We start from the raw sequence: 26,953 nt of genomic DNA, 5'->3' as shown, positions 1-26,953 counted from the left end.
CCGTCAGAGGGGCGCAACTTTTTAGACAACGACCCCAAATCTTGGTTTGCCTTTGTCCCACACACGGTTGTAGGGAAGAAGCGCAATGCAGAAACTCGTCTCATCAGGACCGGAAAAAGTCCCCAGTAAATTCAATTTCGGCAAGGCGCCCAAACCTGTTCAATGGGGCGCAATGCTGATCATATCTGCATTTCTTATCTTCATCGGAGAGATGCTGGGTCTGCCAGCCGCCCTTCTTTTAGGCGCAATGCTTGGTGCGATCATTCTTGCCACCCATGAAAGCACGATCCGGGTTCATAAAAGTTTCTCGCTGCTGGCGCAGGCAATCGTCGGTCTGCTGATCGCGCGCGCCATGACCGCTGAGTTCTTCAGCAATATGGGGCAGCATCTGCCAATCATACTGTTTTCAACCGGCTTCACGTTGCTGGCCAGCACAACGATTGGTTATCTTCTGGCACGCTTCCGCGTTTTGCCCGGCACAACCGCCGTATGGGGTGCCTCGCCCGGCGCTGCCACCGCAATCGTCCTGATGGCTGAATCCTTTGGATCTGACGCGCGCCTCATCGCCTTTATGCAATATTTGCGTGTGGTATTGGTCGCAACCACCGCTTCACTTGTAGTGATGTTCACCGCTGACGTCGAAACAGTCACCCCAGCGGCCGTGGAGTGGTTTCCAGTGATTAACTGGCACACTCTTGGCCCTACCCTCGCCTTGATCGTCTGCGGGGCCTTTCTGGGTGAATTATCGCGCATTCCAACGGGAGCGATGCTCGTACCGCTCGCACTTGGCGCATTATTGCAGGATACAGGTCTGATGACCATTGATCTGCCGCCGTGGTTGCTGGCCGCAAGCTACATCTTCATCGGCTGGCGGATTGGCCTTGGCTTCACACGCGCAATCATTGCTCACGCAGCGCGCGCCTTCCCGGCAGTGCTGGCTTCAGCCCTTATTCTGATCGCGGTCTGCGGTCTGTTTGGCATGACACTTGGCCATGTGCTGGGGCTTGATCCCCTCACCGCTTATCTGGCCACCAGCCCTGGCGGCGCGGACACTGTCGCCATCATTGCAGCATCAAGTAATGTCGATCTACCGTTCATCATCGCCATGCAAACCAGCCGCTTTTTCATCGTTCTGCTGGCGGGCCCGGCAATTGCGCGATTCGTCGCTTCCCGTATTGCCAAGCGGCAAAAATAAAAAACCCGACTTTCGCCGGGTTTTTCTAATCAATAATTTTTCAGCTTATTTGCCGTGGAAACCACGGATAGCGCCAATAATCTTGTCCTGATCTTCTTCCGAAAGATACGGATGCATCGGCAAGCTCAGAATGCGTGCAGGTAGCGCCTCGGAAACAGGCAGACCACCCGGTGCGATTGGATAATGCTTGTAAGCGGTCTGTAGATGCAGCGGTTTCACGTAATAAATAACCGACGGAACTCCCGCCGCCTGAAGATGCGCCTTCAGACCATCGCGGTTTTCGCTTTCAATCGAATACTGCGCCCAGGCCGAACGGTTGCCAGCAGGCAAGCCCGGAACCTTGACCACATCCTTGAGCAGTTCATTGTAACGCTTGGCAATACGATCACGCGCTTCCATTTCATCTTCAAGGATCGCCAGCTTTTCCAGAAGAATAGCTGCCTGAATCGTATCGAGACGCGAGTTGAGACCAATGCGAACATTGTCATACTGCGTTTCGCCCTTGCCGTGGAACAGCACGGAGCGCAGCGTGTCGGCCAGTTCAGCGTCATTGGTGAACATTGCACCGCCATCGCCATAGCAGCCGAGCGGCTTGGCAGGATAAAAGCTCGTCGCACCGACATGGCCAAAAGCGCCGCACATGACGTTGTCGCGCTTGCCGCCAATTGACTGCGCCGCGTCTTCAATAACGAACAGACCTTCACGATCAGCAACTGCGCTAATACGGTTGTAATCGGCAGCTAGGCCGAACAGATCAACAGGGATGATTGCCTTTGGCTCGAGGCGGCCTTCCTTGCGGATGGCTGCAATAGCGGCTTCCAGCTGTTCGATATTCAGGTTGTAGGTGTCGGCATCGACATCGACGAAAACCGGCTCCGCACCAACAAGCGCAACCACTTCGGCGGTTGCCGCGAACGTAAAGGACGGAACGAAAACGGCATGGCCAGGGCCAATGCCGCGCGCCATCAAAGGCATCTGCAAGGCGTCGGTGCCATTGGCGCAAGCAATGACATGTTCCACGCCCAGATATTCACCAAGCTTCTTTTCGAACTCAGCCACTTCAGGGCCCAAAATGTAACGGCCTTCCGCAACAACCTTGGAAACGGCGGCATTAAGACGGTCTTCGATACGCGCGCGCTGCGCCCCAAGATCAATGAACTGCATGTTGGCTCCAATTTATCTGGTTCGCCCTATCAAAAGCGAATCCACGGCAACCTGTTTATTCCTTCACGCCCCGCCCTGCCATGGGTGGAGCGTTCAAAGTTTTGCTAACTCCGTAACACCGCTTGACAGAAGCTTCCGTCAAAAGCGGATTAGCTGGAATGATTGACCGAACCTTCAGTCAGAATGCGCAAGACGCTGATTGCCTCCCGCCCATCGGTACGCGGCGTTTCGCGCGTTTCGATGCAATGCAGGAAGTGCTGCAATTCGCGTGTCAGCGGCATCCCTTCTTCAACGGGGATATATACCGGATCGACCGATTTGAAAGCCCACTGATCATTCTCGCGCCATACTTCGTGCTTGTAGAAGGCGAGCTTGCGATCCCACGGTTCAGCATCGTCAAAAACCAGCATACCCTTGGTTCCAGTCACACTCAAACGGCGCTCGCGATATGAGTTCAGTCTGGATGCAAAAAGATGACCACGAATACCGCTCGGGAATTCAAGATGCACATGCGCAAAATCGCTGATCTTATCGATGATTGCAGCGCCCTCGCCGCGGACCGCTGACGGTTCTTCACCGGTGATGGCGAGGATCATTGAAAGATCGTGAGGGGCAAGATCCCAAAGCGCATCGAACTTGTCGTGGAACTTGCCGAAACCGACGCGGTGCGAATGCACATAGCGGATATCGCCAAGTTCGCCGCTTTTCACCATATCGAGCAGTTTTTCAAACGCTGGATGAAAACGAAGGATATGACCGACCATGAAGACGCGGCCATTGGCGCGTGCAGCTTCGACTTCGGCTTCTGCATCCGCCACTTCAAGCGCGATCGGCTTTTCAACCAGAACGTCTTTGCCGTTCTTCACCGCTTCAATAGCATACTGCGCATGAAACTGCGCTGGCAGCGCCAAAACGATGCCGTCAATGTCGGGACGCGTGAAGAGTTCATCGACGGGAATATTGGGAACGCCGAACTCAGAAGCGAATCTTTCCGCGTTCTGTGGATTGGCGTCTGAAACACCCTGAAGCACGCCGAGGCTCTTCAGGGTACGAATATGGTTGCCGCCCCAATAGCCACAACCCAAAACCGCAATACGAGGTGCCATAAAACTAAGCCTTTGCTTTCCGCTAGTTACTTATCTACGCAAATCATGGAAAACAAGACGAAAGCTATGCGAAGAGTGCTTGACAGGGTTTCATTCCCCACATATACCGCCGCCATTCCTTGCATGAAAACGGTTCGTTAAACGCTGGAGACGGCGCTGAAAACTGTTTCACTGCAATGTGTGGCGGAGTAGCTCAGTAGGTTAGAGCAGAGGAATCATAATCCTTGTGTCGGCGGTTCGAATCCGTCCTCCGCTACCATCACTTCACTGTGAAGCAACTTCTTTCCCAAAAAATCAGGCTGATAATCTTAAAGCTGCAACTGCTTTGCGCAGGACGCTGCTTGTCTCAGACCAATATTTTCGCGCAGATCGTGATATCTCGGTGGAAATGCGGCGTAAATCATAAGCTGTGCCGAATATCCATTTCCATTCAACAGTTCGACAAAGCGGCGCTGCAATAAAAACGGCGTAACCCGATCTCTCGGATTTCCAATCACAATGATATTCAACCGCGGATTTCGTGCGATTCCGCTGATATGTTCCATTGGATCATAGGGCGCTGGCAGTCCAGTCGTGTCACGCCCCGGCCGTTGCTTCAGTCCAGACTCGGCACGCAACATCTGCGCACGCTCCAGAAGACCGAATGCCCCCGAAGTCAGCACCGCACAGGAAACATCGCCTCGCCCAAGCGTCAGCAAGGCGGCAGCCGCAGTTGCACCGCCGCTATGCCCCATCAGCACAAACTGCTTGATGCCATATCGCTGTTTAATTGCATCTAACGCAGAATTCAGCGCCATGAACTCGGCGGCCTGTCGTCGCCGCAAGTGGTTGCCACTTGAACCGAAGGTTCCAGGCCGCGCCAGTACGATTACAGGGACACCAGTCACCTGCGCCGTTCGTTCCGCGCGGCCTTTCTGTGCTTCCACCGTATTATCGGGAATATCTGCTGGCTTGCGCTTCACCCAGCCCTCAGTGTCCCCCCGCAAAAGAACCAGCGCAATAGGCGCATTCTTAATGGTGCCGCCGGAGAAGAAACGGATGCAATCCTGTCCCCCGGCATATTCAACCCAGACAGCATCGTCTGTTTTCTGGCAGGTCGCAAAATCGGGTTTCAAGCTCCACTGTAGCAGCTCAGCTCTGGCAGCACCAATGCCGACAATACTCAGCAGCAGCCCCAACGAAAGAACCCAACTACCTCTGAACCGGTGACTTTCGCAAACCATTCTCCACATCGCACCGCCTCAGCACCTAACGTTCGCGCAGCGCTTCGCTTGCCCTGTTCAGTGGCTTGATCAAATAATCGAAGACTGTCTTGCTGCCCGTGTGAATATCGACTGTTGCAACCATACCAGGAACGATGGGAAAGCGTTCTTCGTGCTTGTTCAGAAGCGCATCTTTCTCTGTCTTGATGAAGACACGATAATAGTAATTTTCAGGCTTTGCCTCGTCCTGGATCGTGTCTGCAGAGATACTGACAACCTTGCCTTCGAGACCGCCATAAATCGCATAATCATAAGCGGTAATTTTAACGGTCGCCCTCTGATCAGGGTGGATATAAGCAATATCCCTCGGTGAAATACGGGTTTCAATCAGCAACTGCTCATCGAGCGGCACGATAATCATCAGCTTGCCGTTAGGAGGTACGACGCCACCGATTGTCGACACTTCTATATTCTTGACGATACCACGCACAGGCGAACGCAAGGTCAGGCGAGCGAGTGCATCGGATCGCCCACGAATGACGGAGGAGAGCGATTCCACCTCGGCATTTGCCTTCGCCAGTTCCTCTCGCGCCTGCACGATATAGTCGGATTTGATTTCCGTTTCCTTGAGCTGAAGCTCGACCAGCTGCCGTTTCAGACGGATCACTTCGACATTGCTGGCCGCACCCATTTTGCTCAGTGACTGGCTGATGTTGAGTTCATCCTGCACGAGCTTCTTGGATTCGGCGATCCATTCAAGCGACTCTTGCAAACTGCGTTTACGCGCTTCAAAAAGCCGTGTCTCCGCACCGACCAACATCGGAAATGCATCAAGCTCCGGCGAAAACTGTAACTCTGTTTGGCTGACTTCGGCGTTTAGACGAGCAGAGCTTGCCAATGCCGCGCGATATTTCGCAGCGCTTTCCTGTACGCTCGATTCCGTAACCGTTGGATCGAGTTGTGCCAAAATCTGTCCCGGCTCCACGACATCATCCTGTCGTACCATCAGTTTGGCGACAACACCGCCTTCCAACGATTGAATGACCTGTTCTTGTGAAGTCGGCACCACTTTGCCTGTCCCGTTAGAGACTTCATCAAGCAAAGCCCAATAAGACCAGCCCATCAAAATGATCAAGAAAACGAAAACGAGCCGAACAAAGCGCTTCTTCTTCTTGAGCTGAAGCCCTTGCTCACTTCCGTTTACCCAGGCACCAAAGTCTCCGCCGATGGCCGCCATGCTGTATCCCTCCGGATCATGCCTATTTTGGTGTTTCTACCTTGCTCATTCCCAACAACGTCTGCAGACCGCGTTCCTTGCCGTCGTCCAATGCGACCTGCCCGTTCTCAACGACGATCAGGCGCTGTACGAGTTCGAGCACGCGCATTCGATGCGTTGCGATGACGACCGTGCGTCCGACGCTCCATTTCGCGAATTGTTCGATGAAATGCCGTTCTGTGGCCTCGTCCATTGTTGATGTCGGCTCATCGAGAAGCACAACCGATGGATCGCGGATCAGAAGTCGCGCCAGCAGAATGGCCTGTTTCTGGCCACCAGAAAGACCGCCGCCGCCTTCCTGAACCAGATGTTCCAATCCTTTCGGCAAACGTCGCACAAAGCCATCCGCGCCAACCATGGCCAGCACCCGCTGGATCTCGGCATCCGAAGCGTCGGACGCCCCCATGGTGATATTCTCGCGCAGTGTCCCAAAGAACAGACGAGAATTCTGTGTCAGCAGCCCTACATCCCGGCGTACATCAGCAGGATCTATCTGTGGCAATGCGAGATCATCGAGCAGGACCTCGCCTTCGGCCGCATCAAGCAACCCGGAAAGAGCGAGCAACAGGGTGGATTTACCTGCGCCATTGCGCCCAAGCACGGCAATGCGGTCACCATGTTTGATCTTCAGATCCTTGATCAGAAGAACGGGAAGCGAATTTTCATCGCCATAACGAAACAGAGCGTCTTTAAGCCGATAAGAACCGTCGATCTTCGGGCAATGAATACGGGTTTCGCTATCGGGATGATCGACCGGCATTTTCATCAGCTGGTCGAGGCCCTTTTTGGCAATGCGTGCATGTTGCAGGCGTCCCATGATCTGAGACAGTTGCCCCATCGGCGCAAGCATGCGTGATCCGAGGATGGATGCACCAACAAGCGCGCCGGTGGTCATATCGCCTGAAATGATCAGCGGTGCGCCCACGAAAACCGTCAGCGCATAGACCCCGCCCTGCACATTTTGCGTCCACACGCTGAGACTATTCGTCAGGGCACGGAGCCTGATCTGCGCTTCGCCAGTTACGGCATTGAAGTGGTTCCACTGCTGCTGGAAGCGATCTTCGGCCTGCAGGCCCTTAATATCTTCGATGCCCTGCACGGTTTCAACCAGCATGGCATTGCGAAGTGACGCTTCGCGCATGGCTGCATTGGCATAAGCGCGCAAACGCCGCTGCAAGAACAAGCCCGGCAAAATCAGGAGAACCAGCGCGCCAAGTGGTATGAAGACCATCCAGCCAACCAGCGCTGAGTAGATAACCAGGAACAGGAAAAAGAACGGCAGATCGGCGAGTGCTGAAACCGTTGTTGAGGTCAGTAATTCACGTACCTGATCGACGTCCCGCAACTGAGCAATAAACGACCCTGTCGATGTCGGTCGGGCGCGATTGCGAACGCGTAAAGCGTGGCCGAACACCACATCGGACATCTGCAGGTCCGTCTGCTTGCCCAGCATATCGATGATGCCCATGCGTGCGCGACGCATCATGAAATCGAAGAATATCGCCAGCAGAACACCGCTGAACAGCACATAGAGCGTGTTGAAAGACTGTGCGGGGACGACGCGGTCATAGACCTGCATCGAGAACAGAATGCCTGCCAAGCCCAAGGTATTCGCGATCAGCGAGGCAACCAGCACATGGCTATAAGAGCCAATGTCGCGGAAAATGATCTTTCGAAGCCAGTTCTCTTCATATGGTTTGATGTACGCATCGACACGCGCATCAGGCACGGTTTTCGAAGGGCGAGCGAGAACAACCCGCTCAGTCTCGGCCAGAAGATCGGCCAGCGCAAATGGCTGTTCAAGCCCTTCTTCACCGCTCAGCCAGACGCTGGCCCGCCCATCCTTCGAAAGCGTATGAACGACTGCGAGCTGGTTATCCTTGAGCATCAAAACAAAAGGAAGATGCCATGTCGAAAGACTGATCTTGGACGGTTCAACAAGCCTGACGCCAAGGCCCATATGACGGGCCATCGCTCGGATTTTTGCATTATCGTCGGTGTTGAGATCAGCAGCTGCCGCAAGCTTGGTGCCTTGAACGGACATCGGCATACGATAATGCTTTGCCACCAGTTCGAGCGCTTCTAGCCAGCCTTCGACATTGAAGCGTGATGGCGTGTCAGGCTCTGGTTGTTCACCAATCAGACCAAATTCAATCGACGGATCGATAATTGGAGGGTTCTCGCCGCGCTTCATTGATTGCTCCCGCCTCCCCGCAATGCTGATGCCTGAAGACCAAAACTCTGACGCATTTTTCCTGAGCTATAGAGACAGTTCAGATTCAGGCGCCTGATATCATGCACTGTGTTGGCTGACTGGAAGCGCGCCTCATGCAACTCCTGCTCTGCATTGAGCAGATCAAGCAGGGTTCTCGTACCCAATTCGACATATTGTTCGCGATAGAGATCGCGCGTCTTGACCATCATGTCGGCACGCAATTCGAGTGAAGACATCAGCCGGCTCAATGTGCCGATCTGGCTCCGCGATTCCATGAGATTGCGCTCCATGTCGATGCGCGCGGTGCTGATCGCAGACTCCGCTGCCTGAAGACCATAAGTCGCCGCCCGCTTGCGTGCGCCGGTCTGTCCACCATTGTAAAGGTTTGAGGAGACGTTCACGCCTACCGAATATTCAGGCTGACGATCATTGCTCGTCGTATTGTCGCGCGAAGCGTTCAGGTCATAACCCGTAGTCGCTTCAAGCGAGACCGTTGGATAAGCTTCTGCCTTGCTTGCTGCCAGCTGCGCTTTCGCTTCTTCCTTCTCAGCCTTGGCCTGTAACATAGCCGGAACCTGATCCCAATCGGGGGCGGCAATATCACAAGACTTGCCAAGCCATGCAGGAGCTTCCGAGGACGGATTAGGCGCTCCCCCGCCGATCATGGCTGCAAGTACTACCTGCCAGCGATTAAGCTCAGACTGATACTGCAATTGCGTCGCCAACGCAGATTCCACACGCGCATCGGCCTGAATCTTATCGGACATGGTGCTTGCACCCTTGTCCGTCCTCTCATGAACCAAGCCAGCAATGCGTTTGACACCATCAACCTGTTGCTGTGCAAGAGAGGAAAGACTGCGATAGCGCTGTATCTCGACAACCGCGTTTGCTGTGTCTCGCGACAGATTATCAACGGCAAGCAGCAAACGCGCCTGATTAATATCCTTGCCCGCGCGTTCAGCATCGACGACGCTCGAGACTTTGCCGAAATCATAAAGTAGCTGAGAAGCAGCGACATTGAGTTGAGGACGCCAACCTTCCCGATTGCTGCTTTGATAGCCAGAGTTCACACCTGCATTGAGCTTCGGATAATAGCCAGCTTGCGCGGCCCTGATCCGTTCATCGGCCTGATAGATACGGTCTGAAGCTTCATTGATGGTGGGATGCCATCCAACAGCACGGCGGACCGCAGTTTCCATCGTAAGGGAACCGCGGTCCGACGCCTTGGGGGCGCTGGCATTTGTCACGTTTTCCCTGTCAACAGCAGGTACGGGGGTGGAACCCGCCGCTGACAGGGGCCGTGAGGCCTCGGTGTTCTTTGACTGCGTAAGTGTCTTCTCGCCCAAAGCGAGATTGTTTGCAGACATCTGGCACGCAGCCAAAAGGCATGAAGTAAACATTATTGTCGCGAAACGTCTTAAAATCAGAATTTTTCGCATTTATTTCCCATTATAACCGGCAATAGCGCCGGTGATCTGTCATCTGAGCCTCCGCCGCCAAAAGGCTCAGCGGCGAAGGGGGGAAGCTGAAAGATCAGACAGTATGTGTGGTATGAAGATCATCCTCCTGCGTGAGCGGATCTGGAACCAGATGTCCGAGCGGATCATCCACTGCTGCCGTTTCTTCAACTGCGGCCGTACCCAGACCTGCTTCAGATATCTGAGTGGGGCTGTCCTCGCTGGACGGCTGATCGTTGCCGGATGGCAATGTCACTTCGCCGCTGCCGTCGTCGAGCAATATGCCTTCGGTCAGACTGTGCTCAAGTGGGGTTTCTCCAGCGTCTGCATCTGATGTCGCCAGATGATCGCCAAGCGGAACAACATCGCTTTCATGTTGATCTGCAACGGTTTCACCCTCACCGGCTTCAGCCGAAGCACTTTGCTCGGTCGTCTGTGTGGCCTCCTGATCCACAGGTGTCTGAGTTGAAGCGGCAACATCACCACTGCCATCATCCGGTGCGTCATTGTCCGCGGCCTGATGCTCATCCGCCTGATGGGTCGTATGTGCATCAGAACTATCACTATGCTCACTCAAGGATGCAGCAGCAGCCGTGTCGTGATTTGCCGCAGCCACGGCATCATCATGGACAGTGTCCTCTGCAATCCGAGCACTAAATGCCTGAGTGCCCTCTTCCAGTGTGATGGTGATATTCGCCGCCGTCTCATGACCGTTTGGCAGCACGATCTTGTAGTTGAAGGTGTCCGTCGCAAACCGATCCGCATAAGCAAGATCGGTATGCGGCTGATACTTGTACTCACCGTTGCTGTAGATTGTCAGATCGCCATGCAGCCCCTGAATGACGGTGCCGGTAGCACTTGCATTCACAAAACCACTACTGCCCTGAACCTGCAGTTTTGCAGCAAGTGGCAAGGTTCCGTCATTATCGAACAGATTCCCTGTTGTGCCCGGATTGTTCTGGATCACATGCTGGTCGGTCAAGGTGACATTGACATCCGAGATCGTATTAACCGCACCGGCAACACCACTGATCGTGGTATGGACACGATACTGGCCTGGAACCAGATTAAGGCTGCCAACGTCAAGGGTCTTCACCACGCCTAGGAGACCGAGCGTCATATTGTAGGTTTCTGGCGTACCTACATTCTGCCAAGTACCACCAACGAACCTTTGAATGACAACCGTACCACTCGCAACAGCCGCGACCGTAACCGAAATGGTTATGGTTCCAGTGGCATCCATATTACTGCCGATAGTGAACGTATTACTGTCCGATTGGCCGCTACCCAGAACGGCTGCGAGAGGCTGCGTTTGGTCAAAGAAGCTATTATTGACCGCATTGACCCAGACAATTCCCGACGTATCGGTATCGTTAGCGGCAACGAACTCATAGGTTGCTGGTTCTGTGAAGTTTTCTTCGTTCCAGACAAGACCCTGACCATCGCTACCGATACGAATATTCAGGTTTGCTGTCGTGTCTGCATTGGTGAGTGGGTCATGTACCGTGTAGGTAAACTGCTCAACCTGACCAATGACCGCCGCATTCGCATTTGGCGTGTAGGTATAGGAACCATCCTGATGAATAACCAGTGTTCCGTACTGCCCGACGATCGTCGAACCCTGTGCGCCGGCAACCACATCATGTGGAACACCATTGACGGTGATGCTGGTTACCAGATGGCCGGCTTCGATCGCAGTGCCGTCATTGGCCATGACGTTGCCCTGAATAGGCGAGGCCTGAACACCGGCAGGTTCATGATAGTTCAGATCTTGACCCGAAACAGCAAGGTTACCTAACAGGCCAAGGCTAACGGTATTCTGTACGGCAGCAAAGGCGCGATATGTGCCCTCGCCGAGAAGGACATTGGCTTCAGCACGATTACCCAGCAAGGTCAGGGTAAGGAGCGTAGCATTGCCATTACCGTCAACGGATGACCACGTACCATCCGGCATCAGCTTCTGAACCACAATTGCCGTGCCACCGGCAAGGTCGACACCAAGCAGCTGCTCATAGCTCAGCTGCAGGTTCTGCTGATGGCCTTGCGCCACCGTAATACTGACGGAGTCCACGCTCAGAACACGCAAGTCGATACCGAGAAGGCCAACAAGCGCGAGATAGGACGCACCCGGATAAGTGACGGCAGTCGTCGTAGGCTGAATGACTACTTCTGCAGTCACGTTATCGTCTATCGGAGCAGTACTCCCGGGGTCGATAATCGGTGCGGTTACCGAGCCTGGGCCTGACACATTGCCTGCAGCATCTTCCAATGTGACCGAAAGTTGCTGACCATCTCTCTGCGGAGTTGTAAGCGTGATCTGGAAATCACCATTCCCGTCTACATCGCCTTCACCGATCACGTTATTATCCGGATCGCGGATCTCCACCTTTGAATTCGGCTCGCCCTTACCACTTACGGTTACACCATCTGGCGTGATGACAATATCCGTTGGAGCAGGCGGTGCCAGCGTGTCTGGCAATGTGGCCGGGCTTGCTCCCGACTCATTCCCCGCAGCGTCACTCTGGGTGACCAACACATCCTGACCGTTACTTGGATCCAACGTATAGGTCGCAGTGCCACCAGCGCCGAGTTCGACTGTGGCAATCGGCTCACCAAGAGCGTTATGGATCGTGGCCGTGCCATTCGGCTCACCTGTTATCGTGAGCGTCAGTCCGTCCGCCCCGACAACCACTATTGGCGCATCTGGTGCAAGCGTGTCCGGCAAGGTTGCAGGCGTCTCCAGGGATTCGTTGTTGGCAGCGTCGGTCAAAGTCACAGTGACGTCTTGACCATTGCTCGGATCGAGCAAGAAGGTCGCCGTGCCCTCACCCGATAGACCGACGGTGCCAATCACTCCACCAGTAGAATTGTAGATCGTAGCAGTGGTGTTCGGCTCGCCGGTGATGGTGAGCGTGCGACCGTCTGCACCAACTGTCACGCCGGGCGCATCTGGAGCATCCGAGTCCGCGTCAGCATCAGCGTCGGCGTCGGCATCAGCATCCGCGTCGGCGTCCGCATCGGCATCAGCGTCAGCGTCAGCGTCGGCATCAGCGTCCGCGTCTGCGTCGGCATCCGCATCAGCATCAGCATCAGCATCCGCGTCGGCATCAGCATCGGCGTCCGCATCCGCGTCGGCATCCGCATCGGCATCAGCATCCGCATCAGCATCCGCATCTGCGTCGGCATCAGCGTCAGCATCCGCATCCGCATCGGCATCAGCGTCAGCATCCGCGTCAGCATCCGCATCAGCGTCAGCATCAGCATCCGCGTCAGCATCGGCATCAGCGTCGGCGTCAGCATCCGCATCGGCATCAGCGTCAGCATCAGCATCAGCATCCGCATCGGCATCGGCATCCGCGTCAGCATCGGCATCAGCGTCAGCATCCGCATCCGCATCAGCGTCGGCGTCAGCATCCGCATCCGCGTCAGCATCAGCATCGGCATCCGCATCAGCGTCAGCGTCAGCATCCGCATCCGCATCAGCGTCGGCGTCAGCATCCGCGTCCGCATCAGCGTCGGCATCCGCATCAGCGTCAGCATCCGCATCGGCATCAGCGTCCGCGTCGGCATCCGCATCGGCATCAGCGTCGGCATCCGCATCAGCATCAGCATCAGCATCAGCGTCGGCATCCGCATCAGCATCGGCATCAGCATCCGCGTCTGCGTCGGCATCAGCATCAGCGTCAGCATCAGCATCCGCATCGGCATCAGCGTCCGCGTCGGCGTCGGCATCCGCATCGGCGTCGGCGTCGGCATCCGCATCGGCATCCGCATCAGCGTCAGCGTCGGCATCAGCATCAGCGTCAGCATCCGCATCCGCATCAGCGTCGGCGTCAGCATCCGCATCGGCATCAGCGTCCGCGTCGGCGTCGGCATCCGCATCAGCGTCTGCGTCAGCATCCGCGTCCGCATCAGCGTCCGCATCGGCATCCGCATCGGCATCAGCGTCCGCGTCGGCATCTGCGTCAGCGTCTGCATCGGCGTCCGCATCAGCGTCCGCATCGGCATCCGCATCGGCATCAGCGTCCGCGTCTGCGTCGGCATCTGCGTCAGCGTCAGCGTCGGCATCAGCGTCACCTTCAACAACATTTGGTGCGATTACTGAGCCGGGACCAGAAACGTTTTGAGCAGCGTCGGTGAGAGTCACCGAAAGGTGCTGGCCATCATCTTGTGGAGGGTTGAGATCAACGGTGAAATTACCATTTTGATCAACGGTGCCTTCACCAATAATATTTCCATTAGGATCTCTTACTATAACCTTTGCACCCGGTTCGCCTTTACCGCTCAGCTGACTTCCATCATTGCTCACAACAAGGTCAGTCGGCGCATTTGGGGCCAACGTATCTGGCAAAGTTACCGGTGTCTCAGAAGACTCATTCCCCGATCCATCGGTCAAGGTAACGGTGACGTTCTGACCATTGCTTGAAGGAAGCGTAAACGTGGCAGTACCATCGCCCGAAAGCACGACGGTACCAATAACGTCCCCTGCAGCGTTGTAGATCGTTGCGGTTGAGTTCGGCTCACCTTTGATCGTTATGGTTCGACCATCTTCTCCAACTGTCACCGTCGGAGCACTTGGTGCTTCAGTATCAGTATCAGCATCGGCGTCGGCATCAGCATCGGCATCAGCATCAGCATCATTGTCGTCGTCACTTCCAGAAGATGCAGCGATCGCAGCGCCAACTGCGCCCAAACCAAGAAGGCCCAGCAGAACCGGGCCTAGATCACCACCACCTCCTGCGAGCTGATCAACAGATTGAATTTCCGAAAAGTTGAAATCGGCCAGACCATCACTGTGGCTACCAGCCCAAAGCTTGCCATCCTCGTCCTGAAGAACGAGGTCATTATCCTGACCATCCTGATAATGTGTGTAAAAATTTACGATTCGAACGGTTTCGCCATTGTGCAACCGAATAAGAAGATCGTCGCCAATTCTTTGATATTCTGAGATAGCATTAGGATTAAGCGATAGTTTTACAACGCTCGGCCCCGACAGAATAACGTCATTCCCAGCAACGGTACGAGAACTGCCACTCGCCTTATTCGTTACAACTGCAACCATGACTCTCTCCTCAATTCGAAACTGAGCTTCAAGGGTCGATGTGAAACAGAACGCAGACTACTATCAACACACTGATATATGGCAGGAATATTAATTAAAATATTAACTAAACATTTGACACAAATTGACCTATCCGCAAAGTATAAAACCGTTGCGAAAAAATAATGCCATAAACCTGCATTTCATAATAGTTGCTAAAGCCACCCCTCGAAGACGATAAATACCAGCTTCAAAATTTCTTTATCGCGAGAGGTTTGTCTATGCTGATATTGACTCCCTTTGTACAATAAATACAAAAGATACTAATTAAGGTGCATATTTTTGAATAAGTTATCTCTGGGCTTTTCTCCTGAACGACGCCGGACTCGTCCCGATTATTCGCCCGAAAAACCGCGTGAGGTGGACTTGATCTGCAAACCCGCACTCATGAGCGATCTCTGCAATCGGCATTTGCGTTTCAACTAACAGTTCTCGCGCCTTTTCCACCCGCCGCCGAATGATATATTGATGCAAAGTTACTTTCGTCGCCCGTTTGAACAAACGAGCGAACTGGGCCGCACCAACACCCGCTGTATTCGCAAGCCTGTCTATGACTATGCGACGGTGCAAATTTTGCTCAATATAATCGAATGTCTTCTGAATGGTTGGCAGAGAAAGCCCTGCTTCAGGATTAAGATCGCCAGAAGTGAGCGTAGAATATTTTGAGATAACCCGCGCAACAAGAACGCGTGCTATGTATTGCACCTCAATTGAGGAAAACCGTCCGCCGACATATAATATATCTTTTACCGAGCTTATTGTCTGACCTAAAAAATCATCAAATATAGAAAGACTATAATCCAACTTGAATAAGCTATTACCGACCGATGAGAATTCTATAAATACATCTTCCATCAGCTTTCTAGATATATATATATTTATAACTTCAGCATTACTATTTATTGATACCTTTACCGATTCGTCGGGAGGGATGATAATGATTGATCCTGGTTGCAAATAGAGTTCGGATATCTCATCTCCAATCTGCCAAGTTCCCTGCAAATGCCCCTTAAGGACCATGGCGACTAATAACGAGTCCACCGGCTTGAATATCGATCGGAACGGCCGCAAGCGCGCCGTATAAGCGTATAAGTTCTTCCAGCCCTGGTCAGAACTTGTTCTTATAATATCAATAGCTTCAACAGTTTCTACGTCGTGGAATGCAACCAAATTCCCCTCAGTATTTGGCATATATCCTCCATAGTTACGGATACTTTGGATTATCATAAGCTAATAATAAACTAAAAAAAATCAAATGCATTCCCCACCAATTATGTGAATATCTTTAAATTTAAACGATAATATAAGCTTGGAAATTAATTCCGAACCCAAAATTGATACAATTCTCTATTTAGAAATCTCCAAAAGATTCATTTTAGATAAATTTTACAGTTTTAGTTATTTTTTTCTATTTACAGATTCGTTCGATCAGAAGAAAAAACTCAGTAAATCAAAAGCAAAAATAGATAAAAACGCCGCGCGTTACCGCGTGCGGCGGATGGTCATTTATTACTGACGATATAAAAAGTCGCTGTTTTATGGACTAGAGCGCGTTTCGATCTGATTGGATCAGATCGGCGCTCTAATTATCTGTTTTAACGCGCATCTTTGTCCGAAAACCGTTTCACACCTTTCGGGATGAGCTCTAAAGTATTTCCAGAAAAAGTGGGAACCGGTTTTGCGGTCGGAAATGCGTAAAAACAAACAATTACAGCGGTTCCAACGATTCAATGTTAATTGGAACTGCTGTAATGTAGCAACTCCTGCCTGTTGAGAAAACGCTAAGTACGCGATCTTTATGAAATGACACAACTTTAACGCGCTTCGCCGCTAACATGCGGCAATGCCTCACTGGATAGAACGTTTCCGCGAGACTATATCAAGGCTACGAATGCTCCCTCGGCATAACTCAATTCGGCAAGAGAGAATGACCGTTCTTATCAATCAGCCTCATCCATCCATCGACAGAGCATCAATCGACAGGTTGGTTAGCATTTTTTATGGAAGAGCCCGCGAAGACGACCTTATTGGCCCGGTCTTTTCAAAGGCCGTGGATGATTGGGATCACCACATCGAGCGCATCAGCGAATTCTGGTCATCCGTCATTCTGAAAACAGGGCGCTATGACGGACGCCCGATGCCGCCACATCTGCGCCTGGGCTTAAAAGGCGAACACTTTGATCGCTGGCTGCAGTTGTTTGAACAGACAGCGCGCGACGTTTTCCCACCTGAGGGTGCAATCATTTTCATTGATCGCGCCCGCCGCATTGCCGACAGTTTTGAAATGGCAATCGCCACGCATTCGGGGCAGATCGCGGCACCACGCCATTCGCGCAAGCCCTTGTAAAAACAAGCCCTTGTAAAAAAACGCCTGCCTCTGACAACAGAGACAGGCGATCCAATAGTTTTCAACGCGCGTCTTATCCGAAAACTGTTTCACACTTTTCGGAACGCGCCCCGATTATGCGGCAGGTTTGGTTTTTTCTGCCTGAAGCTGCAACTTATGCCGCAACAGCATTCCATAAAGGTCACGCGGCTCATCTGGATCAGCGAGCAGATCAAGCTGCTCGTAGAAACCCGTATCCTGCAGCTTATCGCGTACATAACGCAGTGCAGAAAAATCCTCAGTCGCAAAGCCAACAGAATCGAACAACGTGATCTGGCGGGCATCCTTGCGGCCTTCCGTTTTACCCGTGATGACTTCCCACAATTCGTTGACCGGATAATCTTCCGGCAACTGCTGGATTTCACCTTCAATGCGGGTCTGTGGCGGGTATTCAACGAAGATGTCCGAGCGGCGCAGGATATCTCCATGCAACTCGGTCTTACCGGGGCAGTCGCCACCAACCGCATTAATATGAACGCCTGCACCAACCATGTTGTCGGTCAGGATCGTCGCATTGAGCTTGTCTGCCGTAACTGTCGTGATGATCTCTGCACCCTCAACGACTTCTTCAACGTCCTTGCAGATCACAATATCGAAGCCAGCGCCTTCGAGATTGCGTGCGCATTTTTCTGAGGCGCTACGATCAATGTCATAAAGACGCAGCTTGTCTACGCCCAGTATCGCCTTGAATGCCAGAGCCTGAAACTCGCTCTGTGCTCCATTGCCAATGATCGCCATAGTGCGAGCGTTCTTTGGAGCGAGATGCTTAGCGGCAACTGCTGAGGTTGCAGCCGTGCGCAGTGCAGTCAGGATTGTCATCTCAGTCAGAAGCATTGGATAACCATTGCCCACATCTGAAAGCACGCCAAATGCCGTTACCGTCTGCAGACCATCACGCGTATTCTTTGGATGACCATTCACATATTTGAAGCCGTAAAGCGTACCGTCGCTCGTCGGCATCAGCTCGATCACGCCTTCATCGGAGTGCGAGGCGACACGTGGTGTCTTGTCGAAACTCTCCCAGCGGCGGAAGTCTTCTTCCACATAATCGGCGAGTTCCTTCAAAAAGGTCTCAACGCCAACGGAAAGAACCAGCTTCATCATGTGATCAACACTGACGAATGGAACAATATTGAGGTTAGGTTGCGTCATCATTACTCCTAAAGCGCATCCCGAAAAGTGCGAAGCGGTTTTCGGAACAAAATGCGCGTAAAACGAAGAAATAGAGCCTCCAATGGCCAGACGATTGCATCTGGCCACGAGAGGCGGTCTTCTGATTCAATAGTTGATGGTTGGACGGTCCATGACGCTGCGGCCAAGCAAGCTCGCCATCAGATCAACCATCACAGTTGCAGTGCGTCCACGTTCATCGAGAAACGGGTTAAGTTCCACCAGATCGAGGCTCGTCACCAACTCACTGTCATGCAGCATTTCCATAATCAGATGGGCTTCGCGGAAGGTTGCTCCACCTGGAACAGTGGTTCCAACAGCAGGCGCAATCGAAGGCTCTAGGAAATCGACATCAAGGCTGACATGCAAAAGGCCGTTTTCTTCCTTCACGCGCTGGAGGAACCGGCGTAAAAGAGCGGCCACGCCATGCTCATCGATTAGGCGCATGTCATAAACAGCCACGCCAGTCTGCTTGATTGCAGCGCGTTCTGCCGGATCGACACTTCGAATACCCATCATGCAGACATTGTCAGGATCAATCGGCGCTGCTAATGGCGGGAAATAGCCCTCAAAGCCCTTCTGGCCAGTGTAATAAGCAACGGGCGTGCCATGCAGATTGCCACTGTCTGTGGTTTCCAGCGTATGGAAATCCGTATGGGCATCAAGCCAGAGCACAAACTGCTTGTGGCCCTTTTCTGCAGCACGGCGCGCAATGCCCGGAACTGTGCCTGCGGCGAGCAGGTGATCGCCGCCGAGGAAAATCGGAAACCCTTCTTCGCTTTCGCGATAAGCAGCCTCACTAATTGCTTCGATCCAGGCAACGGCCTGTGGCAACGCCTTGATTGCAGGATTGGGATGGGTCAGCGGACGCAGTTCGGCCTGTGCCAGATTGCCCAGATCGGTAAACTCGTGGCCGAGTTCGCGAATGGCTTCTGCAATGCCCGCAGCCCGATAACCGTCGGGGCCCATATTGCAGCCCAGACGACCAGTGCCTTCCTGAACAGGTAATCCCAAAATCTTGCAATGCATAAAGTGCTACTCCTGAGAAATTATCAGATAAGGTTGACCATTAACCCTTGGCGATGTGAACCATACGGATTGGCAAATTTATCGTTTTGCTTTATCAAAACGGCAGATTTATATTTCAAATTGGAGAAATCATGGACGAGCTGGATGAAAAGCTGATCACCGTCCTGCGCCATAATGGTCGTCGCAGTATCTCGGATGTCGCCATTGACCTTGGCGTTTCCCGCGCAACGGTGCGCGCACGTATGGAACGCTTGGAGCGCTCGGGCGACATTATCGGCTATACCGTCATCTTGCGTTCAGATGCTGTTGATCTGCCGGTTCGCGGCATCATGATGATCGAAATTGAAGGCCATGTTGCCGACCGCGTGGTGAAATCATTGGGCGGGTTTTCGGAAATATCGGCCATCCACACCACGAATGGCCGCTTCGATTTGGTGGTGGAACTGGGGGCTGCAACACTGACCGATTTCGATGCTGTCTTGCGCCGTATTCGACTGGTGCCGGGCATCAAGGCCAGCGAAACCAATCTTCTGCTTGCCACCCCGCGCTCAACACGGGCGCGTCTGTAATAAAAGCGCATCCCTGAGAGGGTGAAGTAGTTTTGGGAAAAGATGTGCGTCTGTCATAAAAAAAGCCCGGCAATTTGCCGGGCTTCTTTTTGCTTTCGTGATCAGGCAAGGATCGGATAATCCGTATATCCCTTGGCACCACCGCCATACATGTGCTGCTGGTCAAGCTCATTAAGCGGCGAATTGTCCTGCAAACGACGGACAAGATCAGGGTTTGAGATGAATGGCTTACCAAAGGCAACCACATCAGCACGACCACTTTCGATCTCTTCTTCAGCCAGCTCACGATCATAGCCATTATTGACCATCCAGGCAGCCTTGCCACCAGCATCACGATAAACCTGCCTGAGATGCGCATAGTCAAAAGGCTGCGAACCCTGCTGGAAATCGCGTGGACCGCCAGTCGCACCTTCAATGATGTGGATATAGGCAAGACCATAATCGGCAAGCTTTTCGATCACATAATCAAAGAGTGGTTGTGGATCTGGGTCCGAAGCATCATTGGCTGGCGTCACAGGCGAAAGACGAATGCCGACCTTGCCCGGTGAAACCGACTTGGTGATCGCATCAACCACTTCAAACAGGAAGCGAGCACGATTTTCAATGGAGCCGCCATATTCGTCGGTGCGATGATTGCTGCCCGAACGCAGGAACTGATCAATCAGATAACCGTTTGCTGCGTGGATTTCGACACCATCAAAACCAGCGACTTCAACCGCATCCTTGGCAGCCTTGGCGTAAGTGGCAACGATACCCGGCAATTCGCTCTTTTCGAGCGCGCGTGGTTCGGACGTTGGTGCAAATTCGCCGGTGCCGTCTTCGTGCACGAGATAGGTCTTCGATTTTGCGGTGATGGCCGAAGGCGCAACCGGCTTGCCGCCATTTGGCTGCAATGTGTCGTGCGAGATACGACCCACATGCCACATCTGAACGACGATCTTGCCACCGGCGCTGTGCACAGCATCCGTCACGCGTTTCCAACCAGCGAGCTGTTCAGGCGAATAAAGGCCCGGCACATCGGCATAGCCCTGTCCCTGATGGCTGATCGGCGTTGCCTCGGTGATGATGAGACCGGCGCTTGCACGCTGTTCATAATAGGTGACGTTGAGATCGTTCGGCACTGCCTTTGGCGAGCGATTGCGCGTCAAAGGGGCCATAACAATACGGTTGGCAAGCTTTAAATCACCGATGGTGACTGGATCAAACAATGTGGCCATGGATGCATTCCTTCAAATTGGAAAGATTGGGCGAATTGATAAAGTGGGCTAAAGATCGGACAGCGATTGAAGCAAGGCGGCTATCGCCTCCTCATCGCGTTTGTAGAACGTCCATTGGCCGACACGGTGAGGCGCGATCAGCCCCGCCTTCGTCAACACGGACAAATGAGCAGAAACGGTGGATTGGGAGAGACCACACCGTTCAAACTGACCGGCGCACACACCCATCTCCAAAGGCATGTGCTGAGCAGAGAAATGCTTCTCCGGCTCCTTGAGCCAGCTTAAAATGTCGAGACGAACAGGATGAGCGAGTGCCTTGAGTATTTCGTCCAAAGGCATAGCTAATGCTATGGTTTGAATGTCCGACATCTCATTCACCTCGCTAATCTTTGTTCATATCGTCATTTCACGATATATGTATCGCTTATGATCGATTTAAAAAGAGGGAAGCCGTTCACATGCGCGTGAACGGTAAATATAGCTGCTTTCCTGTGGACCACCATATTGGCCTTGATTGCGTCAAACGGGCATCCGACTATGTTCGCTGCAAATATTTGAGATTGGAATGATTATGGCCGACGACATTAAGCGCATTGCCGGGATTATCGCAGCAGAAATCAATGCAAGACCGGAGCAGGCTATTGCCGCCATTGGTCTTCTTGACGAAGGTTCGACCGTTCCTTTTGTTGCGCGCTACCGCAAGGAAGTCACCGGCGGGCTTGATGATACGCAGCTGCGTCAGCTTTCAGAACGCCTCGGCTATTTGCGCGAACTCGAGGCACGTCGCAGCTCAATTCTCGAATCGATCCGCGGCCAGGAAAAACTGACGCCGGAACTCGAACTGAAAATCGCAGGCGTTCAGACCAAAGCCGAGCTTGAAGACCTCTACCTTCCCTATAAGCCCAAGCGCCGAACCAAAGCGGAAATCGCCCGCGAACGCGGCCTTGGCCCACTTGCCGAAGCCATTCTGACCGACCGCAGGCTGGTCCCCACAGAGATTGCTGCGCAATATGTTACTGGTGAAGTTGCCGATGTGAAGGCAGCCCTTGATGGCGCGCGCGACATCGTCGCCGAAGGCTTTTCGGAAAATGCCGAACTCATCGGTAATCTGCGCAACTATCTCAAAGATCGAGCTGTTCTGCGCTCGCGCGTTGTCGATGGCAAACAAGATGCAGGCGCAAAATTCTCCGATTATTTCGACCATTCCGAACGCTGGGCAAATGTTGCAGGCCACCGCGCGCTGGCCATGCTGCGCGGTCGCAACGAGGATTTTCTGTCACTCGACATTGAAATCGACGCCGACGACACATCGCCTGTAAAGCCGGTCGAACGCAAAATTGCAGCCGCTTATAATATCGGCGCGACCTTGCCCGGTGACCGCTGGCTGATGGAAGTTGCAGGCTGGGCATGGCGCGTCAAACTCTCGCTCTCCTTGTCGCTCGATCTCATGCGCGATCTGCGTGAACGCGCCGAGGAAGAAGCCATCAACGTCTTCGCCCGCAACCTCAAAGACCTGCTGTTAGCCGCCCCTGCGGGATCGCGCGCCACCATGGGTCTTGATCCGGGCATCCGCACCGGCGTCAAGGTCGCAATCGTCGATGATACCGGCAAGCTGCTCGACACAACGACGGTCTATCCATTCCCTCCGAAGAACGACGTGCGCGGCACGCAAGCAGAACTTGCAAGCCTTGTGCGCAAACACAAGATCGAATTGATTGCTATCGGCAACGGCACAGGAAGCCGCGAGACGGAACGCCTCGTCGTGGATATGCTCACCGACATGCCAGCGCCAAAGCCGCTCAAAGTCATCGTGTCGGAAGCAGGCGCATCGGTCTATTCGGCATCAGAAGCAGCAGCGGCAGAATTCCCCCAGCTTGATGTGTCATTGCGCGGTGCTGTTTCCATTGCCCGCCGCTTGCAGGACCCGCTGGCGGAACTCGTGAAAATTGAACCTAAATCCATTGGCGTCGGCCAATACCAGCATGATGTTGATCAATTCCGTCTGGCACGATCGCTCGATGCGGTGGTTGAAGACGCTGTGAACGCGGTTGGTGTTGATCTCAACATGGCATCCGCACCACTGCTGGCACGTGTATCGGGGCTTGGAAAGTCGCTCGCTGAAGCAATCGTTGCGCATCGCGATGCAACAGGAGCTTTCAAAAACCGCAAGGAACTTTTGAAAGTCGCCCGCCTCGGCAACCGCGCTTTCGAACAATGCGCAGGCTTCCTGCGTATCGCCAACGGCACCGAGCCGCTTGATGCGTCCTCCGTTCACCCGGAAGCCTATGGCGTTGCCAAGAAGATCGTTTCCGCCTGCGGTCGCGATGTGCGCAGCCTCATGGGTGATAGCACAGCACTCAAGGCGCTCGATCCGCGCGTCTTTGTCGATGAGCGTTTCGGCCTGCCCACCGTGCGCGACATCATTGCCGAGCTTGATAAGCCGGGCCGCGACCCGCGCCCGGGCTTTAAAACCGCGACTTTTGCCGACGGCATATATGACATTAAGGACTTGAAACCCGGCATGATGCTGGAAGGCACCGTCACAAACGTTGCGGCCTTTGGTGCCTTCGTCGATATCGGTGTGCATCAGGACGGACTTGTCCATGTTTCGCAGCTTGCCGACCGCTTCGTCAAAGACCCGCATGAAGTGGTCAAGGCTGGCGATGTGGTGAAGGTGCGCGTGACGGAAGTTGATGTGCCACGCAAGCGCATCGGCCTCACAATGCGCAAAGACGGCGGCGAAGCCCCTGCCCCGCGCAACGATGCCCCACGCGATGCAAGGCCCCCGGCCAAGCAGAACTTCACCCCGCGCAAACAGGAACAACCGTCAACCGGCGGTTTTGGTGCAGCCCTTCTGGAAGCGATGAAGAAGAAGTAGCCAAGTGCGACAGCGCAGCCCCTCATCCTGAGGGGCGACTTGAGCTTCGCGAAAGGCGCCGTCTCGAAGGGCGAGGGGCGGCTCAAAAAACATAATAGATGCATTTCCCCTCGTCCTTCGAGACGGCGTTTTCAACGGCTCCTCAGGATAAGGGTGGTGGCGGCAAAAAACTTTTCAAAAACGCTATATCTTATTCCCGATTGGAAAACCGGTTGAGACTTTTCTCACCGGCATATCATCGGTGGGAATGATCCAGCCACCGCGAATGGCAATGCGAACCTCATCGCCTTCTTCCAATCTCACTGGATCGCGCACCTCAAAATGCAGCTGGATATCTGGTTTTGCGATAGAGTGTGCTTCGATGCGTGAACCACCACCGCGATAGATCGAACGTTTCACGCGCACCGGAATGCCGCCGGTTTCAGTCAACTGCAAATCCTCGGCCCTGACACAGAATTTTGCATTCGCACGTGGCATTTCAATGTCAGAACAACGCACCTGCGCACGGCTTCCCAGCACCAGCGCCTCGCAATGCCCCTGCTGCGCGAAGGAAAGTACCTCCGCAGGCAAAACCATGCCGTGAGCGATAAAGGACGCGACCATTTCGCTCGCAGGTTCTTCATAAAGCTTGCGTGGTGTGTCGAACTGTTGAAGCTTGCCATGATCAAGCACTGCGATACGATCCGCGAGCGCCATGGCCTCAGCCTGATCGTGGGTGATGTAGATAATCGTCGTGCCGGTACGCTTGTGGAATGAGGCAAACTCATCTTCCATCGAAGCGCGCAGATGCACATCGAGATTGGCAAGCGGCTCATCGAACAGCACCAGCGATGGTGCAGCCACAAGACAACGAGCCAGTGCCACACGCTGCCGCTGACCCCCAGACAAATTAGCTGGGCGACGATCACCGAAACCATCGAGATCGACCAGCGCCAGGGCTTCCTTCACACGGCGTTCGCGCTCGGCCTTGGCAACCTTTGCCACGCGCAGACTATAACCGACATTTTCGGCAACCGTCATATGCGGCCATAGCGCGTAATTCTGGAAGACAATGCCGACTTGCCGCTTTTCCGGCGGCACATTACCGTCAACATGCGAGACGCGCCTTTCGCCGATATGAATTTCACCACCATCAAGCTCTTCAAAGCCTGCAATCATGCGCAAAAGAGTGGTCTTCCCACAGCCTGAAGGTCCAAGAATGGCAACAAACTCGCCGTCCTTCACGTCCAATGACACTTCAGACAGAGCCTGAAATTCATTGAAAGTCTTGGAAACCTGATCAATTTTCAGTCGCGCCATGGCAGCACTCCATTTGGAAGACGTCGCGCAAACAGATTGGTTGCAAGCATCAGTATGAATGTTACCGCAACGGCCAAAATGGAAATGGCCGCTGCATAAGCGGAATCCCCGGCTTGCTCAAAAGAGAACATAACTACGCCCAACGTCTCTGATCCTGACGCCCAGAGAAGAGCGGAAACGGTCAGTTCGCAAAAGGCAGTCATGAATATGAGCACACCACCTGCAAGCGTAGCCGGAGCCACCAGCGGAAATATAATGGTTCGCAGACGATAGAAAAGTCCAGCGCCTGCAATTCGGGCCGCCTCCTCCAGTGCTCGGTCGATCTGGTGAAGGCCAGCCACCGTTGGCCGCAAGGCCAACACGAAGAAGCGCGCAAGATAGGCAAACAGGATGATCCAGATCGTGTTGTAGAGACTGACACCTACGACCGGAAACGGCTTCAGGAACAATAACAAACATGCAATCGCCAGCACCACACCGGGCAATGCGTAAGGCATCTCGGCTGCAAAGTTGAGGATCGGCGTCCAGCGTCGTTTGCGCCATGCCAGCATATAGGCAAGCGGGACGGCAAGCAGAATCGCAAAGAGAGCCGCTGCCAGTGAAAGCATTATGCTGTTCACAAAAGCCCGCGCGGCACCCCCATGTTCAAGCATAACAAAGCGGAAATTTTCTGACGTTGCGGTCGCAAATGTCAGCGGCACGCCATAAGCGGGAACAAGAGCGGACAGCGTGAGCCCGATAAGCGGCAGAAACAGCACAATAATGATGAGCAACCACGCGGCAATTTCTGCCAACAAACGCCATGAGCCAAGTGCGAAAGGCGCAGATGGCAGCGAGGTTGAAACAATGCGGAAATCACGTCTGCGCGTCGCATAATCCTGTGCCGCGATCCCCGCCATGGCAATCAATCCGATCAGCACAGAAAGCACAGCAACGCTGGACAGCACAGCAGGCCCACCGCCTGCAAGACGTTGATAAATCAACGTGGGCAAAACCAGATAGTTGGACGGAATGCCGAGAAATGCCGGAATGCCGAAATTACCAACGCAGGAGACAAAAGCCAGTGCAGCAGCACCAATGATTGAGGGCGTCATTAGCGGCAGAATGATCGTCCGCAGAACCGTCCATTTGCTGGCACCGGCACTTAAGCCCGCTTCGACCAGCTCACGTGGCAGCTTTCGCAGGCCTGCACGCACGATCAGAAATACCAGTGGGCCATATTGCACCCCCAGCAGAAAGATGATGCCCCATACCGAATAGAGCGGATTGCGACTACCGAGCGGTGGAGCCATACCAATGATTTTAAGAAGCTGGCTCGATGGCCCAAACAGCTGCAGCCATGCCAATGCAGTGACCTGCGGGGCAATGAGAAGCGGTGTGACATAAAAAAGAACGAAGACGTTGCGTCCGCGCATGTTTGTGAGGCCGACAAGTAATGCAGCAGCAATACCAAAGACCAGCGCTAGCAACGTTCCGCCAATGCCGATCTGCAAAGAATGCCAGGTCGCTACCCATGTCGATTGATTACCGAGCGTCTCGACTAGCACCGAAGTCGAAAACTTGCCCTGCGGCGCAACGAGCTCAACAAGCAAGCGTGCCATCGGCAAAAGCGACAGCACAGCTACGATCAAGGTTATTCCAATGATCAGGGCCGCATCACGGCCCTGAATATCTCGAAACATGCGCATA

18 protein-coding genes and 1 tRNA gene are annotated in these 26,953 nt (G+C 53.6%); 5 read left to right on the top strand and 14 right to left on the bottom strand.

Annotation, left to right across the window (positions count from 1 at the left end):
* The first annotated feature begins 85 nt into the window (after nt 1-85).
* Complete coding sequence (locus OIV19_RS19785; RefSeq protein WP_264233240.1) at nt 86-1,195, top strand: AbrB family transcriptional regulator; 1,110 nt, start codon at nt 86-88, stop codon at nt 1,193-1,195.
* A gap of 45 nt (nt 1,196-1,240) precedes the next feature.
* Here OIV19_RS19785 and OIV19_RS19780 read toward each other — a convergent pair whose 3' ends face one another.
* Together OIV19_RS19780 and OIV19_RS19775 are read right to left on the bottom strand one after the other, a co-directional pair.
* Complete coding sequence (locus tag OIV19_RS19780) at nt 1,241-2,359, bottom strand: DegT/DnrJ/EryC1/StrS family aminotransferase (protein ID WP_264233238.1); 1,119 nt, start codon at nt 2,357-2,359, stop codon at nt 1,241-1,243.
* Nucleotides 2,360-2,508: 149 nt separating this feature from the next.
* Nucleotides 2,509-3,465, bottom strand: a complete 957-nt coding sequence (locus OIV19_RS19775) for a Gfo/Idh/MocA family protein (protein ID WP_264233237.1) — start codon at nt 3,463-3,465, stop codon at nt 2,509-2,511.
* A 182-nt stretch (nt 3,466-3,647) separates the two neighbouring features.
* Here OIV19_RS19775 and OIV19_RS19770 point away from each other — a divergent pair.
* A tRNA-Met gene (locus tag OIV19_RS19770) sits at nt 3,648-3,724 on the top strand.
* A gap of 49 nt (nt 3,725-3,773) precedes the next feature.
* Here the strand turns inward: OIV19_RS19770 and OIV19_RS19765 are convergent.
* The 6 genes from OIV19_RS19765 to OIV19_RS19740 form a co-directional block, all read right to left on the bottom strand.
* Nucleotides 3,774-4,643, bottom strand: a complete 870-nt coding sequence (locus tag OIV19_RS19765) for an alpha/beta fold hydrolase (protein WP_264233235.1) — start codon at nt 4,641-4,643, stop codon at nt 3,774-3,776.
* Nucleotides 4,644-4,713: 70 nt separating this feature from the next.
* Nucleotides 4,714-5,904: an HlyD family type I secretion periplasmic adaptor subunit gene (locus OIV19_RS19760; protein ID WP_264233233.1), complete on the bottom strand. Its 1,191-nt coding sequence runs from the start codon at nt 5,902-5,904 to the stop codon at nt 4,714-4,716.
* A 22-nt stretch (nt 5,905-5,926) separates the two neighbouring features.
* Nucleotides 5,927-8,137: a type I secretion system permease/ATPase gene (locus tag OIV19_RS19755; protein ID WP_264233232.1), complete on the bottom strand. Its 2,211-nt coding sequence runs from the start codon at nt 8,135-8,137 to the stop codon at nt 5,927-5,929.
* Nucleotides 8,134-9,525: a TolC family outer membrane protein gene (locus OIV19_RS19750; protein WP_264233231.1), complete on the bottom strand. Its 1,392-nt coding sequence runs from the start codon at nt 9,523-9,525 to the stop codon at nt 8,134-8,136. The genes OIV19_RS19755 and OIV19_RS19750 overlap by 4 nt, the downstream gene beginning before the upstream one ends.
* Nucleotides 9,526-9,691: 166 nt before the next feature.
* The gene (locus OIV19_RS19745; RefSeq protein WP_264233230.1) at nt 9,692-14,677 is read right to left on the bottom strand and encodes a BapA/Bap/LapF family large adhesin; all 4,986 of its coding nucleotides are present in this window, start codon (nt 14,675-14,677) and stop codon (nt 9,692-9,694) included.
* A gap of 330 nt (nt 14,678-15,007) precedes the next feature.
* Nucleotides 15,008-15,907: a helix-turn-helix domain-containing protein gene (locus tag OIV19_RS19740; protein WP_095447153.1), complete on the bottom strand. Its 900-nt coding sequence runs from the start codon at nt 15,905-15,907 to the stop codon at nt 15,008-15,010.
* Nucleotides 15,908-16,643: 736 nt separating this feature from the next.
* On the opposite strand from OIV19_RS19740, the gene OIV19_RS19735 reads away from it, so the two are divergent.
* The gene (locus OIV19_RS19735) at nt 16,644-17,063 is read left to right on the top strand and encodes a group III truncated hemoglobin (RefSeq protein ID WP_095447154.1); all 420 of its coding nucleotides are present in this window, start codon (nt 16,644-16,646) and stop codon (nt 17,061-17,063) included.
* Nucleotides 17,064-17,177: 114 nt separating this feature from the next.
* Here the strand turns inward: OIV19_RS19735 and ocd are convergent, their stop codons facing one another.
* Nucleotides 17,178-18,254 carry an ornithine cyclodeaminase gene (gene ocd, locus OIV19_RS19730; RefSeq protein ID WP_134155177.1) on the bottom strand — a complete coding sequence of 359 codons (1,077 nt, stop codon included), beginning with the start codon at nt 18,252-18,254 and terminating at the stop codon, nt 17,178-17,180.
* 126 nt (nt 18,255-18,380) lie between these two features.
* Entirely contained in the window at nt 18,381-19,301 is a 921-nt protein-coding gene (rocF, locus tag OIV19_RS19725) for an arginase (RefSeq protein WP_264233227.1), read from the bottom strand.
* A gap of 131 nt (nt 19,302-19,432) precedes the next feature.
* Between rocF and OIV19_RS19720 the strand changes: the two genes are divergently transcribed.
* A complete protein-coding gene (locus OIV19_RS19720; protein ID WP_094577800.1) occupies nt 19,433-19,870 on the top strand; it encodes an Lrp/AsnC family transcriptional regulator in 438 nt (145 codons plus the stop codon).
* Nucleotides 19,871-19,971: 101 nt separating this feature from the next.
* Here OIV19_RS19720 and OIV19_RS19715 read toward each other — a convergent pair whose 3' ends face one another.
* Together OIV19_RS19715 and OIV19_RS19710 are read right to left on the bottom strand one after the other, a co-directional pair.
* The gene (locus OIV19_RS19715) at nt 19,972-21,087 is read right to left on the bottom strand and encodes an alkene reductase (protein ID WP_264233225.1); all 1,116 of its coding nucleotides are present in this window, start codon (nt 21,085-21,087) and stop codon (nt 19,972-19,974) included.
* A 48-nt stretch (nt 21,088-21,135) separates the two neighbouring features.
* A complete protein-coding gene (locus OIV19_RS19710; RefSeq protein ID WP_095447158.1) occupies nt 21,136-21,456 on the bottom strand; it encodes an ArsR/SmtB family transcription factor in 321 nt (106 codons plus the stop codon).
* A 202-nt stretch (nt 21,457-21,658) separates the two neighbouring features.
* Here OIV19_RS19710 and OIV19_RS19705 point away from each other — a divergent pair, with 202 nt between their 5' ends.
* Nucleotides 21,659-23,965, top strand: a complete 2,307-nt coding sequence (locus OIV19_RS19705) for a Tex family protein (protein WP_264233223.1) — start codon at nt 21,659-21,661, stop codon at nt 23,963-23,965.
* Nucleotides 23,966-24,148: 183 nt separating this feature from the next.
* Here OIV19_RS19705 and OIV19_RS19700 read toward each other — a convergent pair whose 3' ends face one another.
* Both OIV19_RS19700 and OIV19_RS19695 read right to left on the bottom strand, forming a co-directional pair.
* On the bottom strand, nt 24,149-25,264 hold the full coding sequence (locus OIV19_RS19700) for an ABC transporter ATP-binding protein (protein ID WP_264233221.1): 1,116 nt from the start codon (nt 25,262-25,264) through the stop codon (nt 24,149-24,151).
* A complete protein-coding gene (locus tag OIV19_RS19695) occupies nt 25,252-26,952 on the bottom strand; it encodes an ABC transporter permease (RefSeq protein ID WP_095447160.1) in 1,701 nt (566 codons plus the stop codon). Before OIV19_RS19695 ends, OIV19_RS19700 begins: the two co-directional genes overlap by 13 nt.
* Nucleotide 26,953 lies beyond the last annotated feature (1 nt).

Source organism: Brucella sp. HL-2 (assembly GCF_025846885.2).
GTDB lineage: Bacteria > Pseudomonadota > Alphaproteobacteria > Rhizobiales > Rhizobiaceae > Brucella > Brucella quorumnocens.
Note: the sequence above shows the minus strand (reverse complement) of the source record. Positions and strands in the feature narration are given on the sequence as shown.

Excerpts from the sequence above, each read along its gene's own strand:
- OIV19_RS19735 (WP_095447154.1), top strand. The coding sequence starts at position 16,644 with ATGACCGTTCTTATCAATCAGCCTCATCCATCCATCGACAGAGCATCA.
- OIV19_RS19695 (WP_095447160.1), bottom strand. The coding sequence starts at position 26,952 with ATGCGCATGTTTCGAGATATTCAGGGCCGTGATGCGGCCCTGATCATT.
- OIV19_RS19715 (WP_264233225.1), bottom strand. The coding sequence starts at position 21,087 with ATGGCCACATTGTTTGATCCAGTCACCATCGGTGATTTAAAGCTTGCC.
- OIV19_RS19755 (WP_264233232.1), bottom strand. The coding sequence starts at position 8,137 with ATGAAGCGCGGCGAGAACCCTCCAATTATCGATCCGTCGATTGAATTT.
- OIV19_RS19775 (WP_264233237.1), bottom strand. The coding sequence starts at position 3,465 with ATGGCACCTCGTATTGCGGTTTTGGGTTGTGGCTATTGGGGCGGCAAC.
- OIV19_RS19720 (WP_094577800.1), top strand. The coding sequence starts at position 19,433 with ATGGACGAGCTGGATGAAAAGCTGATCACCGTCCTGCGCCATAATGGT.
- OIV19_RS19780 (WP_264233238.1), bottom strand. The coding sequence starts at position 2,359 with ATGCAGTTCATTGATCTTGGGGCGCAGCGCGCGCGTATCGAAGACCGT.
- OIV19_RS19750 (WP_264233231.1), bottom strand. The coding sequence starts at position 9,525 with ATGTCTGCAAACAATCTCGCTTTGGGCGAGAAGACACTTACGCAGTCA.
- OIV19_RS19710 (WP_095447158.1), bottom strand. The coding sequence starts at position 21,456 with ATGTCGGACATTCAAACCATAGCATTAGCTATGCCTTTGGACGAAATA.
- ocd (WP_134155177.1), bottom strand. The coding sequence starts at position 18,254 with ATGACGCAACCTAACCTCAATATTGTTCCATTCGTCAGTGTTGATCAC.
- OIV19_RS19700 (WP_264233221.1), bottom strand. The coding sequence starts at position 25,264 with ATGGCGCGACTGAAAATTGATCAGGTTTCCAAGACTTTCAATGAATTT.
- OIV19_RS19705 (WP_264233223.1), top strand. The coding sequence starts at position 21,659 with ATGGCCGACGACATTAAGCGCATTGCCGGGATTATCGCAGCAGAAATC.
- rocF (WP_264233227.1), bottom strand. The coding sequence starts at position 19,301 with ATGCATTGCAAGATTTTGGGATTACCTGTTCAGGAAGGCACTGGTCGT.
- OIV19_RS19760 (WP_264233233.1), bottom strand. The coding sequence starts at position 5,904 with ATGGCGGCCATCGGCGGAGACTTTGGTGCCTGGGTAAACGGAAGTGAG.
- OIV19_RS19785 (WP_264233240.1), top strand. The coding sequence starts at position 86 with ATGCAGAAACTCGTCTCATCAGGACCGGAAAAAGTCCCCAGTAAATTC.
- OIV19_RS19745 (WP_264233230.1), bottom strand. The coding sequence starts at position 14,677 with ATGGTTGCAGTTGTAACGAATAAGGCGAGTGGCAGTTCTCGTACCGTT.
- OIV19_RS19740 (WP_095447153.1), bottom strand. The coding sequence starts at position 15,907 with ATGCCAAATACTGAGGGGAATTTGGTTGCATTCCACGACGTAGAAACT.